Source organism: Pseudomonas sp. FSL R10-0399 (assembly GCF_009600165.1).
GTDB lineage: Bacteria > Pseudomonadota > Gammaproteobacteria > Pseudomonadales > Pseudomonadaceae > Aquipseudomonas > Aquipseudomonas helleri.
The window spans coordinates 1-21,802 of the sequence record NZ_WIWK01000061.1 but is presented as its reverse complement, the minus strand read 5'-3'; the positions used below and the strand labels follow the sequence as shown (position 1 = coordinate 21,802).

Annotated in this window: 20 protein-coding genes and 1 pseudogene; 7 read left to right on the top strand and 14 right to left on the bottom strand. The window is 57.5% G+C overall.

Features of this window, described 5'->3' with window-relative positions; genetic code table 11:
• Window position 1: 1 nt before the first annotated feature.
• Complete coding sequence (locus tag GHO41_RS17345) at window positions 2-1,480, top strand: class I adenylate-forming enzyme family protein (protein ID WP_153434224.1); 1,479 nt, start codon at window positions 2-4, stop codon at window positions 1,478-1,480.
• Window positions 1,481-1,492: 12 nt separating this feature from the next.
• Here GHO41_RS17345 and GHO41_RS17340 read toward each other — a convergent pair whose 3' ends face one another.
• Window positions 1,493-2,281 (bottom strand): IclR family transcriptional regulator, encoded by a 789-nt coding sequence (locus GHO41_RS17340; protein ID WP_153326491.1) that lies wholly within the window; start codon window positions 2,279-2,281, stop codon window positions 1,493-1,495.
• A 597-nt stretch (window positions 2,282-2,878) separates the two neighbouring features.
• Between GHO41_RS17340 and GHO41_RS17335 the strand changes: the two genes are divergently transcribed.
• Window positions 2,879-3,781, top strand: coding sequence for an EamA family transporter (locus GHO41_RS17335; RefSeq protein ID WP_153434223.1), 903 nt, complete (start codon window positions 2,879-2,881; stop codon window positions 3,779-3,781).
• Window positions 3,782-4,010: 229 nt separating this feature from the next.
• On the opposite strand, the gene GHO41_RS17330 is transcribed toward GHO41_RS17335, so the two are convergent.
• The gene (locus tag GHO41_RS17330; protein ID WP_153434222.1) at window positions 4,011-4,940 is read right to left on the bottom strand and encodes a DHH family phosphoesterase; all 930 of its coding nucleotides are present in this window, start codon (window positions 4,938-4,940) and stop codon (window positions 4,011-4,013) included.
• 371 nt (window positions 4,941-5,311) lie between these two features.
• On the opposite strand from GHO41_RS17330, the gene GHO41_RS17325 reads away from it, so the two are divergent.
• The 3 genes from GHO41_RS17325 to GHO41_RS17315 all read left to right on the top strand — a co-directional run bounded on the left by GHO41_RS17325 (window position 5,312) and on the right by GHO41_RS17315 (window position 7,482).
• Entirely contained in the window at window positions 5,312-6,343 is a 1,032-nt protein-coding gene (locus GHO41_RS17325; RefSeq protein ID WP_153434221.1) for a Fic family protein, read from the top strand.
• Window positions 6,344-6,375: 32 nt separating this feature from the next.
• Window positions 6,376-6,756, top strand: a complete 381-nt coding sequence (locus GHO41_RS17320; protein WP_048369212.1) for a RidA family protein — start codon at window positions 6,376-6,378, stop codon at window positions 6,754-6,756.
• A gap of 96 nt (window positions 6,757-6,852) precedes the next feature.
• Window positions 6,853-7,482 (top strand): flagellar biosynthesis protein, encoded by a 630-nt coding sequence (locus GHO41_RS17315; RefSeq protein ID WP_153434220.1) that lies wholly within the window; start codon window positions 6,853-6,855, stop codon window positions 7,480-7,482.
• A 66-nt stretch (window positions 7,483-7,548) separates the two neighbouring features.
• Here the strand turns inward: GHO41_RS17315 and kch (GHO41_RS17310) are convergent, their stop codons facing one another.
• The 12 genes and pseudogenes from kch (GHO41_RS17310) to GHO41_RS17255 all read right to left on the bottom strand — a co-directional run bounded on the left by kch (GHO41_RS17310) (window position 7,549) and on the right by GHO41_RS17255 (window position 19,630).
• Entirely contained in the window at window positions 7,549-8,724 is a 1,176-nt protein-coding gene (gene kch, locus GHO41_RS17310) for a voltage-gated potassium channel protein (protein ID WP_153434219.1), read from the bottom strand.
• Between the two features lie 136 nt (window positions 8,725-8,860).
• The gene (gene kch, locus GHO41_RS17305; RefSeq protein ID WP_048369209.1) at window positions 8,861-10,033 is read right to left on the bottom strand and encodes a voltage-gated potassium channel protein; all 1,173 of its coding nucleotides are present in this window, start codon (window positions 10,031-10,033) and stop codon (window positions 8,861-8,863) included.
• A 93-nt stretch (window positions 10,034-10,126) separates the two neighbouring features.
• Entirely contained in the window at window positions 10,127-11,185 is a 1,059-nt protein-coding gene (locus GHO41_RS17300; RefSeq protein ID WP_153434218.1) for a HoxN/HupN/NixA family nickel/cobalt transporter, read from the bottom strand.
• Between the two features lie 23 nt (window positions 11,186-11,208).
• On the bottom strand, window positions 11,209-12,207 hold the full coding sequence (gene yut, locus GHO41_RS17295; RefSeq protein ID WP_178126536.1) for an urea transporter: 999 nt from the start codon (window positions 12,205-12,207) through the stop codon (window positions 11,209-11,211).
• Window positions 12,208-12,252: 45 nt separating this feature from the next.
• Entirely contained in the window at window positions 12,253-13,215 is a 963-nt protein-coding gene (locus GHO41_RS17290; RefSeq protein WP_153434216.1) for an urease accessory protein UreD, read from the bottom strand.
• Window positions 13,212-13,868, bottom strand: coding sequence for an urease accessory protein UreG (gene ureG / locus GHO41_RS17285; protein WP_371928963.1), 657 nt, complete (start codon window positions 13,866-13,868; stop codon window positions 13,212-13,214). Before ureG ends, GHO41_RS17290 begins: the two co-directional genes overlap by 4 nt.
• A 28-nt stretch (window positions 13,869-13,896) precedes the next feature.
• Window positions 13,897-14,583 carry an urease accessory protein UreF gene (locus tag GHO41_RS17280; RefSeq protein WP_048387409.1) on the bottom strand — a complete coding sequence of 229 codons (687 nt, stop codon included), beginning with the start codon at window positions 14,581-14,583 and terminating at the stop codon, window positions 13,897-13,899.
• A 21-nt stretch (window positions 14,584-14,604) separates the two neighbouring features.
• Window positions 14,605-15,282, bottom strand: coding sequence for an urease accessory protein UreE (gene ureE / locus GHO41_RS17275; RefSeq protein WP_371928962.1), 678 nt, complete (start codon window positions 15,280-15,282; stop codon window positions 14,605-14,607).
• 101 nt (window positions 15,283-15,383) lie between these two features.
• The gene (locus tag GHO41_RS17270; protein ID WP_153326474.1) at window positions 15,384-17,102 is read right to left on the bottom strand and encodes an urease subunit alpha; all 1,719 of its coding nucleotides are present in this window, start codon (window positions 17,100-17,102) and stop codon (window positions 15,384-15,386) included.
• 191 nt (window positions 17,103-17,293) lie between these two features.
• A pseudogene (locus tag GHO41_RS30780) lies at window positions 17,294-17,584 on the bottom strand (urease subunit beta); the annotation flags it as partial.
• Window positions 17,585-17,755: 171 nt separating this feature from the next.
• Window positions 17,756-18,058, bottom strand: a complete 303-nt coding sequence (locus GHO41_RS17260; RefSeq protein WP_048369202.1) for an urease subunit gamma — start codon at window positions 18,056-18,058, stop codon at window positions 17,756-17,758.
• A 495-nt stretch (window positions 18,059-18,553) separates the two neighbouring features.
• Window positions 18,554-19,630 (bottom strand): FUSC family protein, encoded by a 1,077-nt coding sequence (locus GHO41_RS17255; protein ID WP_153434214.1) that lies wholly within the window; start codon window positions 19,628-19,630, stop codon window positions 18,554-18,556.
• 173 nt (window positions 19,631-19,803) lie between these two features.
• Here GHO41_RS17255 and GHO41_RS17250 point away from each other — a divergent pair, with 173 nt between their 5' ends.
• Window positions 19,804-21,207: an FAD-binding oxidoreductase gene (locus GHO41_RS17250; RefSeq protein ID WP_153434213.1), complete on the top strand. Its 1,404-nt coding sequence runs from the start codon at window positions 19,804-19,806 to the stop codon at window positions 21,205-21,207.
• Window positions 21,208-21,242: 35 nt separating this feature from the next.
• A partial coding sequence (locus GHO41_RS17245; RefSeq protein ID WP_153434212.1) for a LysR family transcriptional regulator occupies window positions 21,243-21,802 on the top strand: 560 nt, incomplete at its 3' end.

The following is a 21,802-nucleotide window of genomic DNA, read 5'->3' as shown; positions in this document are numbered from 1 at the left end:
CATGGACATCAGCACACTGTTTACCCAGGCTGCCCGCAAATGGCCGCAGGCGCTGGCGATCAAAGACCTGCGCAGCGCCCGTGAACTGACCTTTGCCGAGCTCGATCAGGCCCTTGATGACTTCGCGGCGGGGCTGGTTGAGTTGGGCGTCGGTACGGGCGAGCGGGTTGCCCTGTTGGCCGATACCAGCCTGGACTATCTGCTGGCCGATTACGGCTGCATGGCCCATGGCCGGGTCCGCGTGCCGCTGGACCCCTCGCTGGCACCGGGCGAATTGCTGGCGCAGATCAAGGATGCCGGCGCGCGTTTGCTGCTGTTCGGCAAAGGCCATGCTCACGTGGCGGCTGCACTGGTGGAGCAGGGCGTGGTCTGCCTGCCGCTGGATGCAGTGAGTGTTCCTGGCATGGCAGCAGCACCGCTGCGGGTTGCCCAGGCACGCACGGAGCTGGCGTCGTTGAACTACACCGGCGGCACCACCGGCGCGCCGAAGGCGGTCATGCACACCCACGCCAGCCTGTGTGCGGTGTTGCAGAACATCGTCATGGCCCGCGCGGCGTTGCCCGGTGATGTACTGCTGAACGTGCGGCCGCTGTGGCCGATTGCGGCGGTGGCATTGCTGGCCCATGTGCTCAGTGGTGGGCAGTTGGTGCTGGCTGAGCGATTTGATGCCTCTACCTTTGTTGCCCAGTTGCAGCAGCACCGTGCGGCCTTCAGTTCGTTGGTGCCGACCCAGTTGTTGCGGGTGCTGCGTGAGCCGCGCCTGGCTTACCCGGACCTGAGCGTGTTGAAGAGCATCGACATCGGCGCGGCCGCCATCGCGCCCTCGGTTCTGGACGATGCCTGTGAGTTGTTCGGGCCGCGCTTGAGCGTGTTGTACGGCATGACCGAAGCCCCTTGGACCTGCTATTTGTCGGCTGCGCAAATGGGCCAACTGCGCCGCGACGGTGAGAGCGCCGAAGGGCTGGTCGGGCGTCCTGTGTTTGCTGCGGGGCTGCGAATCGACCGGCCCGATGACCAGGGCATGGGCGAAATCATGCTGGCGGGTCCGCAGTTAATGGCGGGTTACTGGCAGCAGCTCGAATTGACTGCGCAGGTGCTGGAAGAGGGCTGGCTGCGCAGCGGCGACCTGGGCCGGATCCGCGCTGATGGTTATTTGCAGGTCATGGGCCGCAGCAAGGAAATCATCCGCAGTGGCGGTAAAAGCATCCAGCCGGGTGAAGTCATCGAGTGCCTGCTGAGCCATCCGCAGGTGGCGGATGCCCATGTGTTTGGCCAGACCGATCTGGAGTGGGGCGAGCGGGTATGCGCCGCAGTCGTGCTTAAACCCGGTGCTGCGCCTTCCAGTGAGCAACTGCAAAGCCATTGCCGGCAGGTGCTGTCGCGTTTCAAAGTGCCGCGCCACGTGTACTTCGTGGAGACCTTGCCGCGTTCGCACTACGGCAAGATCCAGCTCAACCGCTTGCTTGAGCAACTGGGCTGAGCGTGCGCAGTGTTAGTTGGGCGCCATTTGCGCGGCAATGCCCTGACAGGTACGGCGCAGATGGCTGGCCAGCTCAGAGCCGGGGTGGGTTTGTTCTTCCATGGCCAGCCCGGCGATGACCAGCGCCCCGACGGCATGGCCGTTGGCGGGGCGAATCGGGTAGGCAATCGAGTGCAAGCCCGGTTTGAACTCTTCGTGGCCGAAGGCAAAGTCCTGCTCGCTGCGGATTTTTTGCAAGGCTGGATCGATCCGTTGCCAACGCTCTTCACCGAGCAAACCGTGTGCCTGCTCGGCGCTGTAAGTGGCCAGAATCGCCCGTCCGCTGGGGCTGCCGTCGATAGGGAATTGATCCGCCAGATCGACAATCACATTCAGCGGCGTCGACGGCGTCCACATCCGCTCAATCAACACCACCTCATCACCCACCGGAATCGACAGCGAGACAATGGCCTGCAAGTCACCGATCACACGCTGCAACTCAATGGTGAACGGCAGGGCGATCTTGCGCAGGTTAAGGCGATTGAGATAAGCCGACGAATAAATCAATGACTCGGCGCCGATCCGGTACGTACCGGCGTGCGACTCGATCAGATTCCAGTGATTGAGTGTCTTGAGCAGACGATGGATCGTGGTGCGATCAATCCCCGTCAGCTTGGCCAGCTCCAGCGCCGACGCGCCCTGCTTGAGCCGGGCCAGCGTCCTGAGCAAGACAATCGAACGGTCAATCACCTGAACGCGTCCGCAGTTGCCGGCTTTATCCTGGCTGGCCTGTGCTGCGAGTGGGAGTGAAGAAGTGTCCATTAAAATCCTGTGCGTGTTCGAGCCATTGCGAGCGGGTAAGGGTAGCGGTGAACGCGGTGGGAGAGAAAGGGGGGAATGCGTGGGGGATGAAAAATAGAGGGTAGGAGGAGTCGAGGTTTGGCGTAGGAAAAGTCTTGAAACTGATGATCTGCATTTCCTTTAACTTGCAGCGAAGTTTCTTTTTAAGAAATAAGAGTTTGTTTTGGATGGTTTTAATTGTTGTGCGTGGCGTGCTGAAAGTGTGGTGTTTAGTCGTAAATAGCTATTTGTCATATGGTTTATTTGTATGGAGTGTTTGTTTGATTTTGTATGCGGGTATATGTGCCGTTCGTCAGTTTTGATCGGGTTGTGCTCGTTGTAAAAGTCGTTATATGTTGGCTTGGAGTGTTAAGGGTAAGGGGTGTGGTGGTTTGAGTTTTCGTGTGTCGAAATGTGTCGTTTTAGTGGTGCTTTTTATCTTGACCTGTTAGTGGCGTTGGAGGATGGTGTTTTGTGTTGGGGGTAGCGATTTTAACGGGCTGCTGAGTGTGAGTGTATTTTTAAGGGGTTGCACTAAGTTATTAGGAGTGGGTCTATGTTGTGCGCTAAATTTTTGTTATGAGTTATGCTCGCGCCGGAGCCAAGGCTGGTTTGCTCGCGGCGATAATCTCAAATGTACTGCTTGGGCTTTCTTCACTTTATTGGAAAGCACTTGATGAAATGTCCCCGTTTGCTTTATTAAGTTATAGAGTTGTTTTTTCAACGGTAAGTGTGACGTTTATTTTGTTGGCTCGAAAAGAGCTTAAGTGCTTGTTGTTGGAGATCAAGTGGAAAGATGTATCACTGCACGGCGCGGCAGCGATTTTAGTGGCTTGTAACTGGGGGGCATTTATTTGGGCTTCGATTCATTCTCGGGTGTTTGAGAGTGGACTGGGTTACCTAATTGCTCCGTTGTTTGGAATTGGCTTAGGGCTGGTTTTTTATAAAGAGTTTATATCCATATTTAAAGGTGTCGCCCTGTTCTTTGTATTGTTGAGCGTGTTGTTTCTGATTTTGAGCGTGCCGGGCTTGGATTTCCGTGTGTATTTAAGCATCGGTGTGACGTGGGGGGCTTACACGTGGTTGAAAAAAATGGCCCGTCTAGATCCTGTGTCTGGATTATTTGTTGAATCTTTATTGCTCTCCGTTATGGTTGTTGCCTTGGTTTTATATTCTGATGGTGGAATAGAGGTTCCTGTAGGGTTAACTGTAATCGATTGGTCACTGCTTCTAAGCTGTGGTCTGGTTTCATTGATTCCTTTGGCACTCTTTGCATTCGCTGCAAAAAATATCCCTTTGAGTGTCATGGGGCTGTTGCAGTTTGTGCTACCACTGACTCAGTTTTGTGTTGCAGTGATTTTTTATGGACAAATAATTTCTTTTGAAATGCTTGTGGCGTTTTTAGTGATTTTTCTGGGGATGATTTTGGTGGTTTTGGAGTCGCCAATAAAAATGTTTTTGCGAATAAAACGGCGATCATAAATCTCGCGTACAACTATTCGTTGTGGGGCCGGAGCGGATTTGCCTAATCACAATGTATCAAGATCAAAACATCGCAGCCTTCGGCAGCGACTACAAAACTGGCTTGTATCGCACCCTCTGTAGGAGCGAGCTTGCCTCGCGATCTTTTAATCTTTCCATATATCCTAAATAACCTGTCGAAACGCGTAGTTATTTTTTAAGGAATAAATCATTTTCTGCTGATCGTCGATCACTTGCTCAATGGCTTGTCGGCGAATTTCAACGCCGCGCGCAGGATTTGCTTGCGCAGCAGTGCGCCGGGCACCTTGGCCAGTTGCTCGACAAAGGTTACGTCGAGCAACTCAGCGACGTGCGCAGCGCTGGCCGGGCTGCCGACCAACAGGTAGCTGCAGTGTTCGTCGATGCTGATCAGGTTGAGCAGCCAGTCCGGGTCATGGGCTTGCAGGGTCGATACCAGCGTTGCCCGCTGTGTCTGCAACAGGTGCTGCGCATTCCATACTGTGAGCTGCCCGATCACCCGTGGCAGCGGCAATTGAGCATCCATGCGCTTGAGGTCTTTGTTGATCGCCGCAGGCAGGTCATGCTCGATCGCGGTCTGGCATTCACTGAAGTAACGGGCTGGCCAGTCCTGAGCCAATCCTGCCTTGTCGGCCAGCGCTGCGTAGGCCTGCTGATCGCGGGCAGTGGTGACCTGGCCCTTGAGATTCAGGGTGTTATCGAGAATCGCAGTGGCCAGCAAGGCGGCGGTGCTTGGACTCATTGCGTGGAACAGACCGGCTTCGACCCAGCGCTCATACACCTGTGTGCAGGCGGCGCCGACAGCTTCGATGGCGGCCCTGGTGCCCAGCCGTTGCTGCCAATACGACTCAAAGCCCGGGTGATGGTCGATCACTTCAACCACACGCTGTGCATCGACACAGTCGTCGAAATGGCTGGGGTCACTGATGTCGATCATCACGAAGTGATCGTGCTCAGTGACAGGGTGTGCATCAAGGGCCACGGGCCAGTCGCGCAGGGTCTGGCTGATGCTCTGATTGAGCGGGGCACTGCTGATCGCCTTGGCCTCAAGGCCTTGCAGGTTAAGCAACTGGGCGAAAGCAATACACCCCGCATAAGCATCGACATCGAGATAGGCAGAGCCGCTGGTGACAACAATCATGGGCGAGGGCAAGTCCGGGAGCGGCAAGATAGAGGCCCGCCAACTTAGCTCAAAGAGATGTCAGCGGTGTTTCAGCTTTTGTGATCTCCCACGGCCTGTAGTCGCTGACGAGGAACGAAGGCTGCGATCAAGATCAAAAGATCGCGAGGCAAGCTCGCTCCTACGGTTTTATTGCGTGTGCAGATCTTGCTCTGGCCGCATTCTGCCCGGCCCGTCGATTGCCGCCTGCAGCGCGCCCCAGTGTTAAACTCGCCCTCGCCGCAGAACAAGCCAGCGCGGCGGTTGGTTAAGTTAGCCAGACGTGAGGCGTGCTTTTAGTTTTTAATGAGGCCACGCATTGCTTACCGGAATACTCCCATGATGGATCAACAATGAGCCGCTACCAGCCACCCCTGTCGCTGACTCTCCCGATGCTCGGGCTGGTGGCCGAGATCAGCGAGCAGATTGGCCGGTTGTCGGCGTTGCACGCTGCGACCCTGACTCCGCAGCTGCGACGGGGTAACCGGATCCGCACCATCCAGGCTTCGTTGGCGATTGAAAACAACACCCTGAGTGTCGAGCAAGTCACGGCCGTACTGGAAGGTAAACGCGTGTTGGGTTTGCCCCGTGAAATTCAGGAGGTCCGCAATGCGTTTGCGGCCTATGAAGCCATGCCTGATTGGCGTCCGTCATCGCGTGCTGATGTGCTGGCGGCTCATCGGTTGTTGATGCTGGGGTTGATTGACGACGCAGGCCAATTTCGTCGAGGTGGCGTTGGGATTTACCGCGGTGACAAGCTGGTACACATGGCGCCGCCGCCGAGTCGGGTGGCAACACTCATTGATGATCTGCTGGCCTGGCTTGAGGTGACGGAGCTTCACCCCTTGATTGCCAGTTGCGTCTTTCATTACGAGTTTGAATTTATTCATCCGTTCGCTGATGGCAACGGTCGTATGGGCCGTTTATGGCAAACACTGATCCTCAGTCAATGGCGCCCGGTGTTGGCCTGGCTACCGGTGGAAAGCGTGATTTGCGAGCAGCAAGAGGCTTATTACGCCGCGCTGCTGGCTGCCGATCAACAAGCGCAGGCCACGCCCTTTGTGGAGTTTATGCTGCAAGCCTTGCAGCAGGCCTTGTTGAATGCAGAACAGACCGACCAAGTAACCGACCAAGTAACCGACCAAGTAAGCAGTCATGTAATCCGCTTGCTTGACGCATTAAAAGGCAGCACGGGGTTGAAAACGGCTGAGTTGATGCCTCTATTGGGGCTGACCCATCGGGCAACCTTTCGCAGTAACTATTTGTCACCTGCGTTGACCGCCGGGCTCGTTGTAATGACGGATCCGCTTTCGCCGCGCAGCCCGGTACAGAAATACCGACTGACTGTCCAAGGCCTCAATTGCCTGGGCATGAGCAAGACCTGAAGATTTTTATTCACTCTGACCCAGAGACTCACATGGCCCACCAAGACATTACCTTCACCCCTGATCCAGACGCCGATTCCATCTCTTCGGATGTTGCCGGTTTTGCCGGGATTCTGGTCTCCACGCAGATCCCGACCCGTGCTGACGGCAGTCTGGAGCTGGGGGGGATTACTGAGCAGAGCGAGTGCACGTTGCAGGCGCTCAAGGTTGCCCTGGAAAAGGCCGGCAGTTCGATGGACCGGGTGTTGCACCTGACGATTTACCTGACGGACATGGCCGACCGCGCGGCGTTCAACGAAGTCTACAAGCGCTTTTTCGCCAAGCCGTGGCCGGTGCGTGCCGCTGTTGGCGTAGCGGCTCTGGCGGTTGAAGGCATGCGCGTGGAAGTGACCGCCATGGCGGCCAAGGCCTGAGTCAATAATACCCAACTGCGTTCGGTCTTCTACACTCCCTTTTGGCCAGTTTTTGGCCGTGCCAATGAAGGCACACTAAGAAAGGGAGCAATGAAGATGGTTCGCAGATTTTTGGGCGTTGTAGCGTTGGTATTGCTGGCCGGTTGCGCCACCAACCGGGCAGAAGTGGACGTGGATGTTTTGCCGCCGGGCAATACGCAAACGCCTGCCCCGAGCAATGGCAAGAAGGTGTTTGTCAGTGCCGTTGATGAGCGTGTTTTTCAGATCAAGCCAGACAGTTTCGATATCCCTTCGCTGAAGTACGACGATATTGACGACAAGTCGATTACCGAACGGGCGATTGCGCGCAAACGCAACAACTTCAATTGGGCCATTGGCGATGTGCTGCTGCCCAAAGGCCGCACGGTGGCCGGGTTGGTGAGTGATGCGGTGGCCAGCGCTTATCGCCAGGCCGGTTATGAGGTCGTGAGCACGCCAACGGGCAGTAATGTGCACAAGGTGCAGGTGCGCATTATTGAGTTCTGGTCATGGTCTGGCGTCGACGGTGTGCTGGACAAGGGCGTACGCAATCAGTCGCTGTTGCAGATCAAACCCGCAGGCGCGCCTGAGTACAGCGTGAAAACCCTGGTCACCGAAAACGCTAAGGTGGTGACCGACTCGGTCTGGAAGAACATTACCGAAGAGGGTCTTGAGGCCATTACTCAGGAAACCCTGAAGAAGCTTTAATCCGCTTGCAGGGCGAGGCTGTGACGGGTGTCTTAGCCTCGCTTTACTCTTCAGCGAGTACACGTTTTACGCCAGTGACGTGCGCTTGCCGAAAAACATTTCAGTGATCAGATCGTTGTTGATGGTGTCGCCTTGCAGGGTGCGTATCAGCAATTCACTGCCCAGCAGCGGCAGTGACAACAGCAGGGTCGGGTTCACGCGTTTGACCTTGGAGATGTTCTGAGTGTCGTTGACCAGCGCAATGATCTTGGTGTTTTCGCCGGCCACTTCCTTGGCCGCCAAAATGGTGAATACGTTCTGTGCATCGCTGTCCGACAGGGTGACGATGTACTTGGCTGCACCGGCGTCCGCCAGTTTGAGGGTCGCGGTGGCCGACGGGTCCCCCTCGATGATGTCGGCATTGTCTGGCAGGTCATGCTGGCTGCCCGGAGCACAGATTACCGTGACATGCTCGCCACGTGCCGTCAGGCCGTTGTAGACGTTGTGGGCCAATGAACTGGCGCCCACCAGGATGTAGTGCTTTTTGCGCGCCATGTGGGTCATCCGGCCTTTAATGATGCGCTGGATATTGTTGCTGATCAGCGGCCCGACAATGGACGCCAGGGAAATGGCAAACAGGGTGATGCCCAGCACAATCACCGTCAGGCAAAAATATCGGGACACGGTGGAGTGCGGGAGGATGTCGCCAAAGGCAACGGTGGTCATGACCTCAAGCGCGAAATAGAACGCTGTGGTCAGGTCGGTGACTGGCGGTGCGAACTGCTCCCCCAGGTACAACGTGCCCAGCGTGCTGTAGACGGTCAGCGAGGCCAGGCTGACGATCGCAAAAAAGCTGCCGGTGGCCAGGCTGTAGTGGTCAAACCGTCGCCAGTCATAAAACAGCACGGCGATGCTGACTAACGAAAGGTAAGTGACATAGCTGGGCTTTTTCTCGATGAAAAAGTCGATGCAGACCGCCGCCAGCAGTAACAGCAGGGCAAAGAACCAACTGATCCGCGACTTGATCAGCAGCCCGAAAGACATCAGTACAAGCACAAAGCCTGTGATGACCATGGGGATTTCCAGCAAGGCGAAAAAGCCCAGGGCTTCTTTCCATGAGTGAAACGAGCTGCCCGCAGCTTCGGCCTGCGCGAGCCAGCGTAGCCACACGGGCAGGACCATCGCACAGCCATTGATTGCCACCAGCAGCGCGACTCCATAGGCAAAACTGAGTCGCGATTTAACTTCCTGTAATAAAGCCATGGTTCCCACCTACCACATGTCCGTTATGAGGTTCGGGGGAGTGTAGGACAGGTTTTAAGTTTTACGCTGGCAGGGCGAGAGGCCCCGCACGGGCCTTGTTCCAGGCCATTGCGGGGCAAAAGGAAAGGGCGTTTGGCTACAGCGACGTGCGCTTGCCGAAGAAGATTTCGGTGATCAGGTTGTTGTCGATCTGGTCGCCCTGCAGGGTGCGCACCAGCAGTTCACTGCCCAGCAACGGCAGGGACAACACCATGTTCGGGGCCACGCGTTTGACCTTGGGGATGTTGTCGGTTTCGTTGACCAGCGCGATGATTTTGGTGGTGTCGCCGGCCACTTCCTTGGCAGCCAGAATGGTAAACACATTCTCTGCATCGTTTTCACGCAAGGTGACGATGTATTTGGCCTCGTCGGCACCGGCCAGTTTGAGGGTCGCGGTTGAAGACGGATCACCCTCGATGATGTCGGCGGTTTCCGGTAGTTCGTGCTGAGTGCCAGGAACATTGATGACGGTGACGTGCTCGCCACGATCAATCAGGCCGGTATAGACGTTTTGCGCCAGTGAGCCAGTGCCGACCAGGATGTAGTGATTTTTACGGGCCATGTGGGTAATCCTGCCTTTGACAATGCGTTGAATGTTGTTGCTGATCAGAGGTCCGGCAATCGACGCCACCGACACCGCGAAGATGGTGATCCCCAGAATAATCACCGTGACGGTGAAGAGCCGGGCATCGGTGCTGTGTGGCACGATGTCGCCAAAACCGACGGTCGACATCACCACAATGGAGAAATAAAACGCCGAAGGCAGGTCGTTGACCTCGGGGGTGAACTGATCGCCCAGGTACAGCGTGCCCAGGGTGCTGTAGACAATCAGCGAGGCGATACTGACGATCGCAAAGAAACTGCCGGTGGCCAGGCTGTGGTGATCAAAGCGGCGCCAGTAAAAAATCAGCAGAGCGATGGTGAACAACGAGTAGTAGGCCACGCCGTTGGGATTTTTCACGATGAAAAAATCGACGCAGACCGTGGCAATCAATAACAGCAGCGAAAAAAACCAACTGATACGTGACTTAAGTAACAGTCCGATCGACATCAGCACCAGCAAAAAGCCAACGACAAATCCGGGGATTTCCAGCAAGGCCAAAAAGCTTAAGGCGTCCTTCCACGAGTTAAAGACACCGCCTGCCGCATCAGAGTGGGCGATGCCGCGTTGTAGCACCGGCAGAATCAGGGCCATCCCATTGATGGCAGCCACCAGGGCTACCCCATACGCAAACGAGAGTCGCGATTTAACTTCCTGTAATAAAGTCATAATTCCTACGACGTGTCTATTTAGCGGTTTCAAGAGTGTAGGTCAGGTTAATGCACCTGACCTTTCTGGCTTCGCGCAGTTTAACAAGTGCTCTTAGACGCTGGCACCCAGTCGGTCATAGCCTCGCAAGTAGTAGTTGAGCCCCGAGATCAGCCAGCAGAGCACGAACAGGGCGATGATCCAGTAGCCAATTTCTCCAAAGTTGTCGTTAAGCGCCGCAATCGGCGCCCACAGTCCGCCGCTCAGTTCCAGCTTGTCAGCGATCAGGCCCAGCGCTTCGACGCCGCCGATAAACAGCGCGACAAACACCGACGCGGCGGTGATGGTGATGTTGTAGTAGAGCTTGCGCACGGGCTTGGAGAAGGCCCAGCCATAGGCGCCGATCATCACGAAGTTGTCGAGCGAGTCGATCAGCGCCATACCGGCGGCAAACAGCACCGGGAACACCATGATTGACCACAGGTTGATGCCTTGTGAGGCGCTGGTGGCGCTAATACCCAGCAGGCCGACTTCGGTGGCGGTGTCAAAGCCAAGGCCGAACAGAAACCCCACCGGGTACATGTGCCAGCTTTTATTGACCAGGTTGAACAGGCGGCCAAAGATGCGCGCCATCAGCCCGCCCTTGTTGGCCACCAACAGGTCCAGTTCTTCGGCGGGCAAGGTGTGGCCCGCCTTGACCTGTTTGAACTTTTTGTACACCGACAGCAGGATCACCAGGTTAAGCACGCCGAACAGCAGCAGGAACACCGAGGACACCAGGGTGCCGATCAAACCGCCGGTTTCATGGAACCACTCCATGTCGTCCTTGAAGGCCATGGCGGTGACGGCGATGGCAAAGGAGGCGAGCACCACAATGGTCGAGTGCCCGAGGGAGAACCACGTACCGACGGCAATCGGTCGCTTGCCTTGCTGCATCAATTTGCGCGTGACGTTATCAATGGCCGCGATGTGGTCAGCATCCACCGCATGGCGCAACCCAAAGCCGTAGGCCAGCAACGCGGTGCCCATCAGTACCGGGTTACTGCCGAACTCGATAAACGCCCAGGCCCAGGCGAGCAGGTTGGCGACCACCAGACCTACCAGTAAGTAAATGGCCCGCCTTGTGGTATCGCTGGTGTCAGAACGGCTGGAAGGGTGAGCGATAGCGGTCATTGTTGTTCCTCAAAACACTGCACTTATTGACGATGAGAGGGCATAACGTCCTTGTTCGGCACCAGAAATAACCACGACGCGAGCACAAAAGGCATGGTCAGGGTCGGGATGCCCACAGGGGCCAACACAGTATTCAAAGCACCCTGCACAAATACAGTGAAAATTACGCCGATCAGCGTGTAAATCACTACCCGCAAGCGCGGCTTGTTGAAGGTTGAGCCCAGCGCAATGGCGGTGAGCACGGCACTGAACGCATACAAGCCGTTATTGATGGCCGACTGCTCGCCCTGCAACAGGCTTGCCACCAGCACCGCCAGTAATGAACCCACCAGCCCAAACAGCGCTGCCCACAACGAAGACACTGCCAGACCGGCCAAAAATAATAAACTGCCGACGACGGTGCTCATCAAAAACACTTCGGAGATGCCGTAGAACGTGGCATGGAACACGTCGATGCCGTCGAGCAGGTCTGGCGTGTGTGCGACCAGATCGTGGGGCAGGTTGGGCAGGGGCAGTGTGTGGCTGTTCAGGCCGCCAAAGGCATAGCTGGCCAACAGCATGGTCCAGGTCACCAGAACAAAGGGCGCCGTCAGGGCCGCGACTTTCCAGGTTTTCAGAATGTCGGCAATGCAGATGGTGACGATCACCGAGACCACGCCGCCGAGGATGATGCACAGCCAGACGATGGGGGTGACCTCCAGAAACGTCGGCAAGCCAACACCCACCAGGCAGCCGTTGTAGCCGAACAGACCGGCTTTCCACGACGTCTGGTCCTTGAGGTGCATGCCGGTAAACGTGGCTGCGACGGTGCCCAGCACGCTGCCAAATGCGACCGCCGGATTACCTTCGGCAAAGGCCCCGACAAAAATCGCGGCAAAAAACAGCAAGCCGGTCAGCGGGTTGTTCTGGAACATCACCTGCGCGCAGCCGCGCAGGGTGACGTCAATAAACCCCAGCAGTGCGTTGCCGTTTGCCAGTTGCGACCACTTGGATAACGCCGCGTGCATAGTGACTGTCTCCATCGAACCCCGCTAGGAGCCATGTTCACCTGCTCCCGTCAGCGGCGTTTACTTCCACAAAAAGGGCGGTGGCAAGGTCACGCCCAGGATCTCTTCACGGGCGACGGCCCAAAATGCGCGGATTTGCGCTTTGACCGCGCCGCTGTCATTGCCCAGTACTTTGAAGATTAAGCCGCACTGATTGGGCAAACGTGTGACACCGCTGGCCAGCCCCGCCTGCCTGTCAAACACGGCCGGGATGCGCTCGACAATGCGCTCGTGATGTTCCTGGGGCGTGAGCAACACCACGTTGGCGAACACGTCAAAGGTTTGCATCACGCCCACAGCGTCCAGGCTTTGCTTTTTCGGCTCCAGCACGTATTTCTCGACAAACAGCTCCTTGCCCTCAAGGGTTTCGGCGGATACCCGCGAGGAATACACATCAAAGCCGAAACGCTCATCGACATGGTGATACTTGCGCCCCGACATCAGGGTCTCGCAGTAAAGGGCCGTTGCCGTCGGGTGGATGCTGATGCGCGTATCAGTGATAAACCGCGCATCGCGATGGGGGATAAGCGGGTCGGGCATAAACTCCAGATAGCCGTTTTCTTCGATTCGCAGGTGCTGAACCTGCGTGGCGTAGTTGGCGTTCATGGAGTGCACTTTGGTCGCCGACTGGGTGGTGACATGCCCGCAGGCGCCCACGCCCACGCTCACATCCGTGGCCAGACGGTCGCCCTGGAGCACGCAACCCGAGGTCGAGATCATGGTCACACAGGGCAGTTGCGGCAGTGCTTCGTCCCAGTACAAGGCCCGTTGCACCAATGACGGCACGCGCCGCTCCATGTCTGCTAGTACGCTGCGCTTGCCGCGTTGTTCAAAACCCAGGCGCAGGTAGCCGCTTTTGCCGACGGCGCCGCTGTGCATCTGCGCGGGTTCGTCCTGGTACTGCGCGAGTTCCGGGGCGTCGTTGCCGAGTGAATGAGCACGAAGCCGTGAAGGGTTGTTCACGATCTGGCTCTGCGCGGTCATGCCGTAACCTCAGCCTTGGCCGCCGAGGAAGAGGGTTTGTGGGCGAACAGGAACATGTGTTCGATCATGTCCACCAGCGCTTCAATGCCATGCCCGGTTTTGCAGTTGGTGAGGATGTAAGGGCGGCCGCTGCGCACCACTTGGGTGTCGCTTTCCATGACCTCCAGGCTCGCGCCCACGTAAGGCGCCAGGTCGATTTTATTGATGATCAGAATGTCCGCCTGGACCAGGCCGGGGCCATTTTTGCGGGGGATTTTCTCGCCTTCGGCGACGTCGATCACGTAGATATAAAAGTCGGCCAGGGCGGGGCTGAAGGTCAGGGTCAGATTGTCGCCGCCGCTCTCGATCATGATCAGGTCGCTGTCCGGGAACTTCTCTTCCATCTCTTCGACCGCGGCGATGTTCATGCTCGGGTCCTCACGCACCGCCGTGTGCGGGCAGGCGCCGGTTTCAACGCCAAGTATCTTGTCTTCGTCGAGGATGCCCTTGAGCGTGCGCTTGACCTGTTTGGCGTCTTCGGTGGTAACGATGTCGTTGGTGATGATCAGCGGTTTGTACCCACGCTGGATCAGGATCGGGGTGATCACTTCAATGACGGCGGTTTTGCCGGAGCCGACCGGGCCGCCAATACCAATACGGGTAATCTTTTTCACAGGCTCTTCCTTGGAAAGTGCAACGGATTCAGTTCATGAACAAACGCACATGGGCTTTGACGTGGACCGCCGCCAGTACGTCGACGATGGGGACATACGACGACATTTGCTCGATGTCGCCGATTTCTGCGATGTCGCAGAAGGTTTCGATGTCATGGTTCAGTTCAAACAAAATGCGCTGGGTGTCGAGGTGGGTGACCCGCATCAGGCGCATGGCCGCGCTGAGGATGGTCATGGCCACACCGTACTGGTGCATCACCACCACTTCTCGGGCACCGATGCCCTGGGTCGACATGACCACGGCCTGGGTGACGGGGTAGGTGCCGGCGGCATGGCCGGCTTTGATTTGTTCGAGCCACCAGCGCACCAGTGGTTTTTCCACCACATGGATCGACATTTCGGCGAGTTTTTTGCCCATGCGGGTGGCCATTAACCGGCTTTCTTCATTGAGCTTGCGGTTGTTCACCGCCCAGTCGGCGCGCAGGATCGCGTCACGGTCATCGGCCACGGCGGCCCGGTGCGCCGCGACCACGCCCATGCCGTCACAACTGGCGGCCTGTTTGAGGGCGGTGAGGACAAACCCCTTGAGGCTGTCGACATCGTGCACGATGCCGGTCTGAATGGCCGACTCCACGCCGTTCGAGAACGAAAAGGCGCCTACGGGCAATACCGAGTCGCCAAACTGCATGATGCGAATCAGGTCTGATGCGTTCATCCAAAGTGCCTTATGCCGGGTTTAGTGCTTAGCGTCATGGCTGTGAAACGTCAGGCCGTTGTCATGGCTATGGCTGTGCGGGTCATGCAGGTATTGGCCTTTGATCTGCAGGGCGGCGGCTTCCAGTTTGTCCTGGGGGCTGGCCACATGAACGTGGGTGGCGGTTTCTTCGGCGCCACCAAACAGCAGGCGCGCTTCAGAAGGGGTGAGGTTGGGCAGCACGGCGGCACCGCTGACAAAGGCGTAGGGCAGGTGCTCAAAGCCGTGGGTGCGCATCACCGAATCCATCATCTTGGTTTCCACCGTGAGCGGGATGTACACCTCGTTGTTTTTGGTCACGGCTTTCCAGTGCTGGTTGCCCAGGGCATGCCCGAGTTCGAAGCTGGTCTTGATCAGTACGTCCAGGGGTTGCTGCTTGAGTTCTCTCAAGTCAATGACCATCACGTCGCGCAGGTTGAGTTGCACTACCACGGCATGCCGGGTGGGCTCATCCCACATCAGTACGTCGCCGTCAGCCAGCACCACGTTGCGGTTCAGCGAGATCCCGAGGTCAAGCCCGCCGACGCTGGTGCGGCGGCAGCGGCTTTTTTGCGCTTCACGCTGGTCCAGGATCAGCACATCAATGTCAGCCCCTTGCAGTTTTTGCTTCCAGACCGGGTCTTTCTTGGCATTGCCCAGAATGTGTTCAATCAAAATCACCTTGAAACTCCTCTCTAATCCCTTGTAGGAGCGAGCTTGCTCGCGATCTTTTGATCTTTAAAAGATCGCGAGCAAGCTCGCTCCTACAGTCAGATGGTGGCTTAGCCGAAGAAGTAGCGCTGGTTCATGGCGGCCACGTCGATGGGTTTGCACGTGGCGTGCACGCCGTCGACCTTGACCTCGAAGGTTTCCGGGTTCACTTCGATTTTGGGAGTCTGGTCATTACGCACCAGGTCTTTTTTGGAGATGGTGCGGCAGTTGCGAATGGCCATGACCTGGCGGTCCAGCCCGGCTTTTTCCTTGACCCCGTCCTCCAGCGCGGCTTGCGACACAAAGGTCACGCAGGTGTCCTGCAGGGTCTTGCCGAAGGCGCCGAACATGGGGCGGTAGTACACCGGTTGCGGCGTGGGCAGGGAGGCGTTCGGGTCGCCCATGGCGGCCCAGTTGATCATCCCGCCCTTGATCACCATTTTTGGCTTGGCCCCGAAGAACCGTGGGTCCCAGAGCACCAGATCGGCCATTTTGCCGACTTCGACCGAGCCCAGAACATGGCTCACACCCTGGGCAATGGCCGGGTTGATGGTGATTTTCGCGACGTAGCGCAGCACCCGGAAGTTGTCGTTGTCCGGGCTATCTTCTGGCAGTTTGCCGCGAGAGGCTTTCATGGCGTGGGCGGTTTGCATCACCCGCAGCCAGTTTTCCCCGACCCGGCCCATGGCCTGAGAGTCGCTGGAAAACATTGAGATCACGCCCATGTCCTGCAGCACGTTTTCGGCAGCGATGGTTTCCGGGCGCACCCGGCTTTCTGCAAACGAAACGTCGGCGGGCACGTTGGGGTTGAGGTTGTGGCACACCATGATCATGTCGAACAGCTCTGCCTGGCTGTTGACACCATAGGGCAGGGTCGGGTTGGTCGAACTCGGCAGCACGTTCAGTTGGCTGGCCACGCGGATAATGTCCGGGGCGTGGCCGCCACCTGCACCTTCGGTATGGAAGGTGTGAATGGTGCGGCCTTCAAAGGCATCAATGGTGTCTTCGACGTAGCCGCCTTCGTTCAGGCTGTCGGTGTGGACCGAGACCTGCACGTCCATTTCATCGGCAATGCGCAGCGAGTGGCGCAGGGCGTTGGAAGTGGCGCCCCAGTCTTCGTGGACCTTGAGGCCCGCGACCCCGGCAATGATTTGTTCGGCCAGCGGGGCGTGGGCATAAGAGTTGCCTTTGCCCAGCAAACCGACGTTGATCGGCAGGCCCTCAATGGCCCGCAGCATCTTGCGGATGTTCCACGGGCCGGGGGTTACGGTGGTGCCGTTGGTGCCATCTGTGGGGCCAATGCCGCCGCCGAAGAAGGTGGTAATGCCATTGGACAGGCCGTGGTAAGCCTGTTGCGGCGAGATCAGGTGAATATGGGTGTCGATCCCGGCAGCGGTGAGGATCAAGTGCTCGCCCGAGATGGCATCGGTGCTGACGCCGACTACCATGTCTGTGCTGATGCCGGACATCACGTCCGGGTTGCCGCTTTTGCCGATGCCGCAAATCTTGCCGTCACGAATACCGACGTCGGCTTTGATCACGCCCTGAATCGGGTCAATGATGGTGACGTTGGTGATCACCAGGTCCAGCACGCCGTTGTCGCGGGTCAGGTGGTTGTTGTGACCCATGCCGTCGCGCAGGGATTTACCCCCTCCGTAGACCGATTCTTCGCCGTAACCGCGCAGGTCCTTTTCGATTTCGACGAACAGGTTGGTATCGCCCAGGCGGATTTTGTCGCCGGTGGTGGGGCCAAACAGGCCTGCGTATTCTTTGCGTGAAATGGTGGGCATCGGTGGCTCCTTGCTAATGCCGCGCTGGCGCTGAGGGCGTCACTGCGCAGGTGCAAAAAAAGTGAGTGCATGCGGGGCTGTGCGGGCTACGGGTCGGTCTTGGAAAACTTGAAACCCAGCTCGGTGGCAAGTTGTATGGCTTGCAGTTTTTCCGCGCGCTCATGCAGGGCGATGGTGTTGTCTGGCGCCCAGCCGTCGACCAGGTTGTTGAAGCCGTACACGGTCTGTTTGCCACCGTAAGGGATCAGTGACACTTCAATTTCATCGCCCGGCTCAAAGCGGATCGCCGTGGTCGAAGTGATGTTCAGACGTTTGCCAAAGGCGGCAGCCCGGTCGAATTCCAGTGCGCGGTTCACTTCAAAAAAGTGGTAATGCGAGCCGATCTGAATCGGGCGGTCGCCGGTGTTGCGCACTTTGATCTGGGTCACCGGGCGGTCTTCGTTGAAGGTGATCGGTGTGCTGGCGTAGACAATGCCGCCCAGCGGTACATCGTCCTCCTGGCCTTTGGGCACGCCACCGGGGTCTTTGGCGTTGGGGATGCTGTGCTCAGGATGCGTGTCCTGGTGCGGGCTGGCGGGTGCGGCAGTTTTTTTGCGGGTCATGACGGGCTCCTCAAAACAGGGCTGTGTGCGTTGCGCGATCAAGCCAGGCCGTTATTTGATCGGGTCGTGAACGGTCACCAGACGGCTGCCGTCGGTAAAAATCGCCTCAACCTGAACGTTCGGAATCAGCTCGCTGACGCCTTCCATCACATCGTCTTTGGTCAGCACTTTGCTGGCTTCTGTCATGACGTCTTCAACCGACTTGCCGTCCCGGGCGCCTTCCAGGGCCGTGACGGTGATGATTGAAACGGCCTCCGGGTAGTTCAGCTTCAAGCCGCGCGCCTTGCGGCGCAGCGCCACGTCCGAGAGGGTGTAAACCATGAGTTTGTCGATCTCTCTGGGGGTGAGTTGCATAAGCCCTCCTGTCTACAGTGCGGTAAAAATGAGTGTTCGGCGTGTGGGGCAGGGCATGAACCTGCGCCCACACAAAAAGGCCGGTAACGGGCTGAGCCGTTCAGGCGTGGTGACAATAAATGAGGGTTTTACAGGGGCTGCCCACCCCGATTGACGGGCCGCAGGCACGTAATACCCGATGCAGGTGTGTTTCATCGGCTCGACCGTTCAAATCCATTGCGGTGGGGGCGATCTGAGCCTAGACCATATTTTTTGAGGGGTGAGCGCAAGAGCAATTATTTGGGCACAGGGGTTGCCAGAGCGTGTTGGCAGGGAGTGTTTTTGTGCTTAATTTTTTTAATTAAAAACAATTAGTTATTTATCTATTCATGACTTTTTTTGAGCGTTCATCGTGAATTTGCGTTGTTATAAAAAATCACAAGACGGTAAAAAATCTTAGTTTTAAGTAGGGTAATTCCTACCTAATAAGTAGGAATTGTCTTTAGTTTTTTGCGCTCAACTTCGATGAGCAGCTACGTGTTCTCGATAGAGCGCGGCATGCAATTGATCATTCAGTTCGGTCAACTGCTGAAGCATTTGCAGGCTCAGCCAGACATAGGCGTAGAACGGGGTTTCGGCACTTTTGCTGTTGGCGACTTGCAGGGCCAGGTCCTTGAGGTCATGAGTGGTTTGACGCAACTGGTCGCTGATGTCGTTGTTGCCAATGCCCATGCACAACGTGTTTTGCAGCGACTGCAAGGCTTGGGGGATCAACTGCCGAACCTCACGCAACACTGGTTGGTCTTCAATCAGCGTGTGGCTTTGGGCAGACGACCAGTAGGCATCGATCATCAGCGTCAGCGTCGACAGCAGATTCCGGTGCAGCGTTTGCAACCCATGCAAAACCGCAGGCTTGAGCTTGCTTTCACTGCTGGCCGGGACGATGTAGTTACGCAGTTTAAGGATGGTGTCTAGCTCATCCTTTAGCTGTTCTTCCAGTTGCGGCCGCTCAAGGGTCTTCTGCGAAAAGCAGGTTTCGTACAGATGCTTGAGTTTGCCCAGGCTCTGGCTGAAGGTGATGCGCCAGTCGGTGTAGGCGCGCTGCGGGTAGATGCTCGAATAGAGCATCGCCAGCACGGAGCCGGTCAACACATACAGGCTGCGCAGAAGGGCAGACTCCATGTCATTGGGCGGTGAGCAACTGACGACGGCCAGGGTTGAGCCGATGAGCAAGGCCATGTACGGGTGCTTGCCGAGGGTCAGGTAGCCGGCCACAAACATCACCACCGCGCACCACAGCAACATTGCCGGGAATGAATAGATCTCCAGAAACAGCGCGATCAGCCCGGATAATGCGCCGATCACCGTCCCGCCAGTACGTTGCAGCGCCCTTGAGAACACGTTGCCCCAATACGGCTGCGGCCCCATTACGATCAGCAGGGTGATGAGGATCCACACGGCCCCATCGAGCCTGAAATAACGGATCACGGTGTAGGTGATGAGAAACGCCAGGCTGATGCGCAGGGCGTGGATCCAGCGGTAGTACCGGTAGGTCAGCTGTTCCAGGTTGGAGATCTTTTTACCCAGTTGCATAGATAGCCCCACGACGGCGAAGGATCGGGCAGCCAGCGTAGTTCAGGCTGGCGCGATTGACCATGTGCCATGCTTTAAGCAGATAGCACCCTCTGTATTTGGAATGGCGAGGAGGGCGCCGGCTGCGTTTAAGATGCTCGCGTGGTGCTAAAAAAATAATCGAGGATGGCCTGATGAACGCAATTCCAACGCTGCTGAACCGCAAGCCCTTGCCCGAGGCCTTATTGCTCGCATTGGGGCAACTCTTGGGTACGCGGCTGTCGACGTCGGCCAGTGTGCGCGAGCACCACGGTAGCGATATTTCGTCGTTGGGCCCGGTCCCGCCGGATGCGGTTGCGTTTGTCGAGAGCCTTGAGGAGATCATCAGCGTCTCCAGCCTGTGCCATGCCCACGATGTGCCGATGATTCCTTACGGCAGCGGCACCTCGCTTGAGGGCTGGCTGCAGGCGGTGCAGGGCGGGGTGTGCATCGATGTGTCGGGCATGAACCAGATTATCCAGATCCGCCCGGACGACATGGACGTGACGGTGCAGCCGGGTGTCACGCGCAAACAGTTGAACGCCGCTTTGCACGGCACCGGCCTGTTTTTTCCGATTGATCCGGGGGCCGATGCGTCGCTGGGCGGTATGGCCTCGACCCGGGCGTCGGGCACCAACGCTGTGCGTTACGGCACCATGCGCGAGAACGTGCTGGGCATGACCGCGGTGCTGGCAGACGGTCGGGTGATCCAGACCGGCGGCCGGGCCCGCAAGTCTTCGGCCGGGTATGACCTGACGCACTTGCTGGTGGGTTCGGGCGGTACGTTGGCGACCTTCGCCGAGTTGACGGTTAAGTTACATCCCTTGCCTGAAGCCGTGTCGGCGGCCATTTGCACGTTCCCTTCTGTGGATCAAGCCGTGCAGGCGGTGATCCAGACCATTCAGTTGGGCGTGCCGATTGCCCGCATCGAGCTGATCGATGCACTGACCGTGCGGGCGATCAACGCTTACAGCAAGACTTCACTGCGTGAAGCGCCGTCCTTGTTCTTTGAATTGCATGGCTCGGAGTCCGGGGTTAAAGAGCAGATTGAAACCGTACGCCTGGTGGCTGATGAACACGGCGGCCAGGACTTTGAATGGGCGGTCAACCCTGAAGACCGTACCCGGCTGTGGCAAGCGCGACACGATGCCTACTTTGCTTCGGTGGCGTTGCGTCCCGGCTGCCGATCCTTGACCACCGACTCGGTGGTGCCGATTTCGCGCCTGGCCGAGTGCATTGAAGCGACCGCCGCAGACCTTGAAGAAAATGGCCTGCTGGCGCCGATCTTTGGCCATGTGGGCGACGGCAACTTCCACGCCTTGATCCTCGTCGACCCCGACAATGCCGACGAAGTGGCCCGCGCCGAAGCGGTGGCGCACCGCCTGGCCGAGCGGGCCATTGCTTACGAAGGCAGTTGCACCGGCGAGCACGGCATTGGCTTGACCAAGCGGGACTACATGGCGGTCGAGCATGGCCAGAATGCGGTGGATGTCATGCGTTCAATCAAGCACGCGCTAGACCCTAAAGGCTTAATGAACCCCGGCAAGATTTTTGGCTGACGCCTGGGCGCCTCAAGGGCTGTAGAATCGCCGGCATGGAAATTCGACAGCTCAAATATTTTGTGGCGATTATTGACTGCGGCAGCCTCTCGGGGGCTGCCCGCGAAGTCTTTGTGGCCCAATCGGCCCTGAGTAAACAGGTCCTGGAACTCGAAAAAGAACTCGGCGTGCAGTTGTTGCACCGCAGCCGCAACGGCGTCAGCGCGACGGATCCGGGCAAAGTCTTCTACGAGTACGCCCAAGGCATTCTCAAGCATCTACAGGACGCCCGCGTGGCGGTCCTTGACTCGGCGCAAACCCTCAGCGGCTCGGTGGTGGTGGCCTTGCCGCAGAGCGTCGCCAGCCCGCTGGCCTTGCCATTGCTGCGTGCGGTGGCGGCGCATTATCCGCATATCAGCCTGAACCTCAATGAAGAACTGACCGGCAATCTGTTTGAGCAGCTGCTCTACGGGCGCATTGACCTGGCGTTGTTTACCGATGTCGGCTTGCCTGCCGAAATCGCCTTCAGCCCGCTGCTGCAAGAGGACTTTTACTGGCTCAGCGCGGCGACCGACCCACAGCCTCCGGGCACCGGCGCCCTCACACTTGAGCAGGC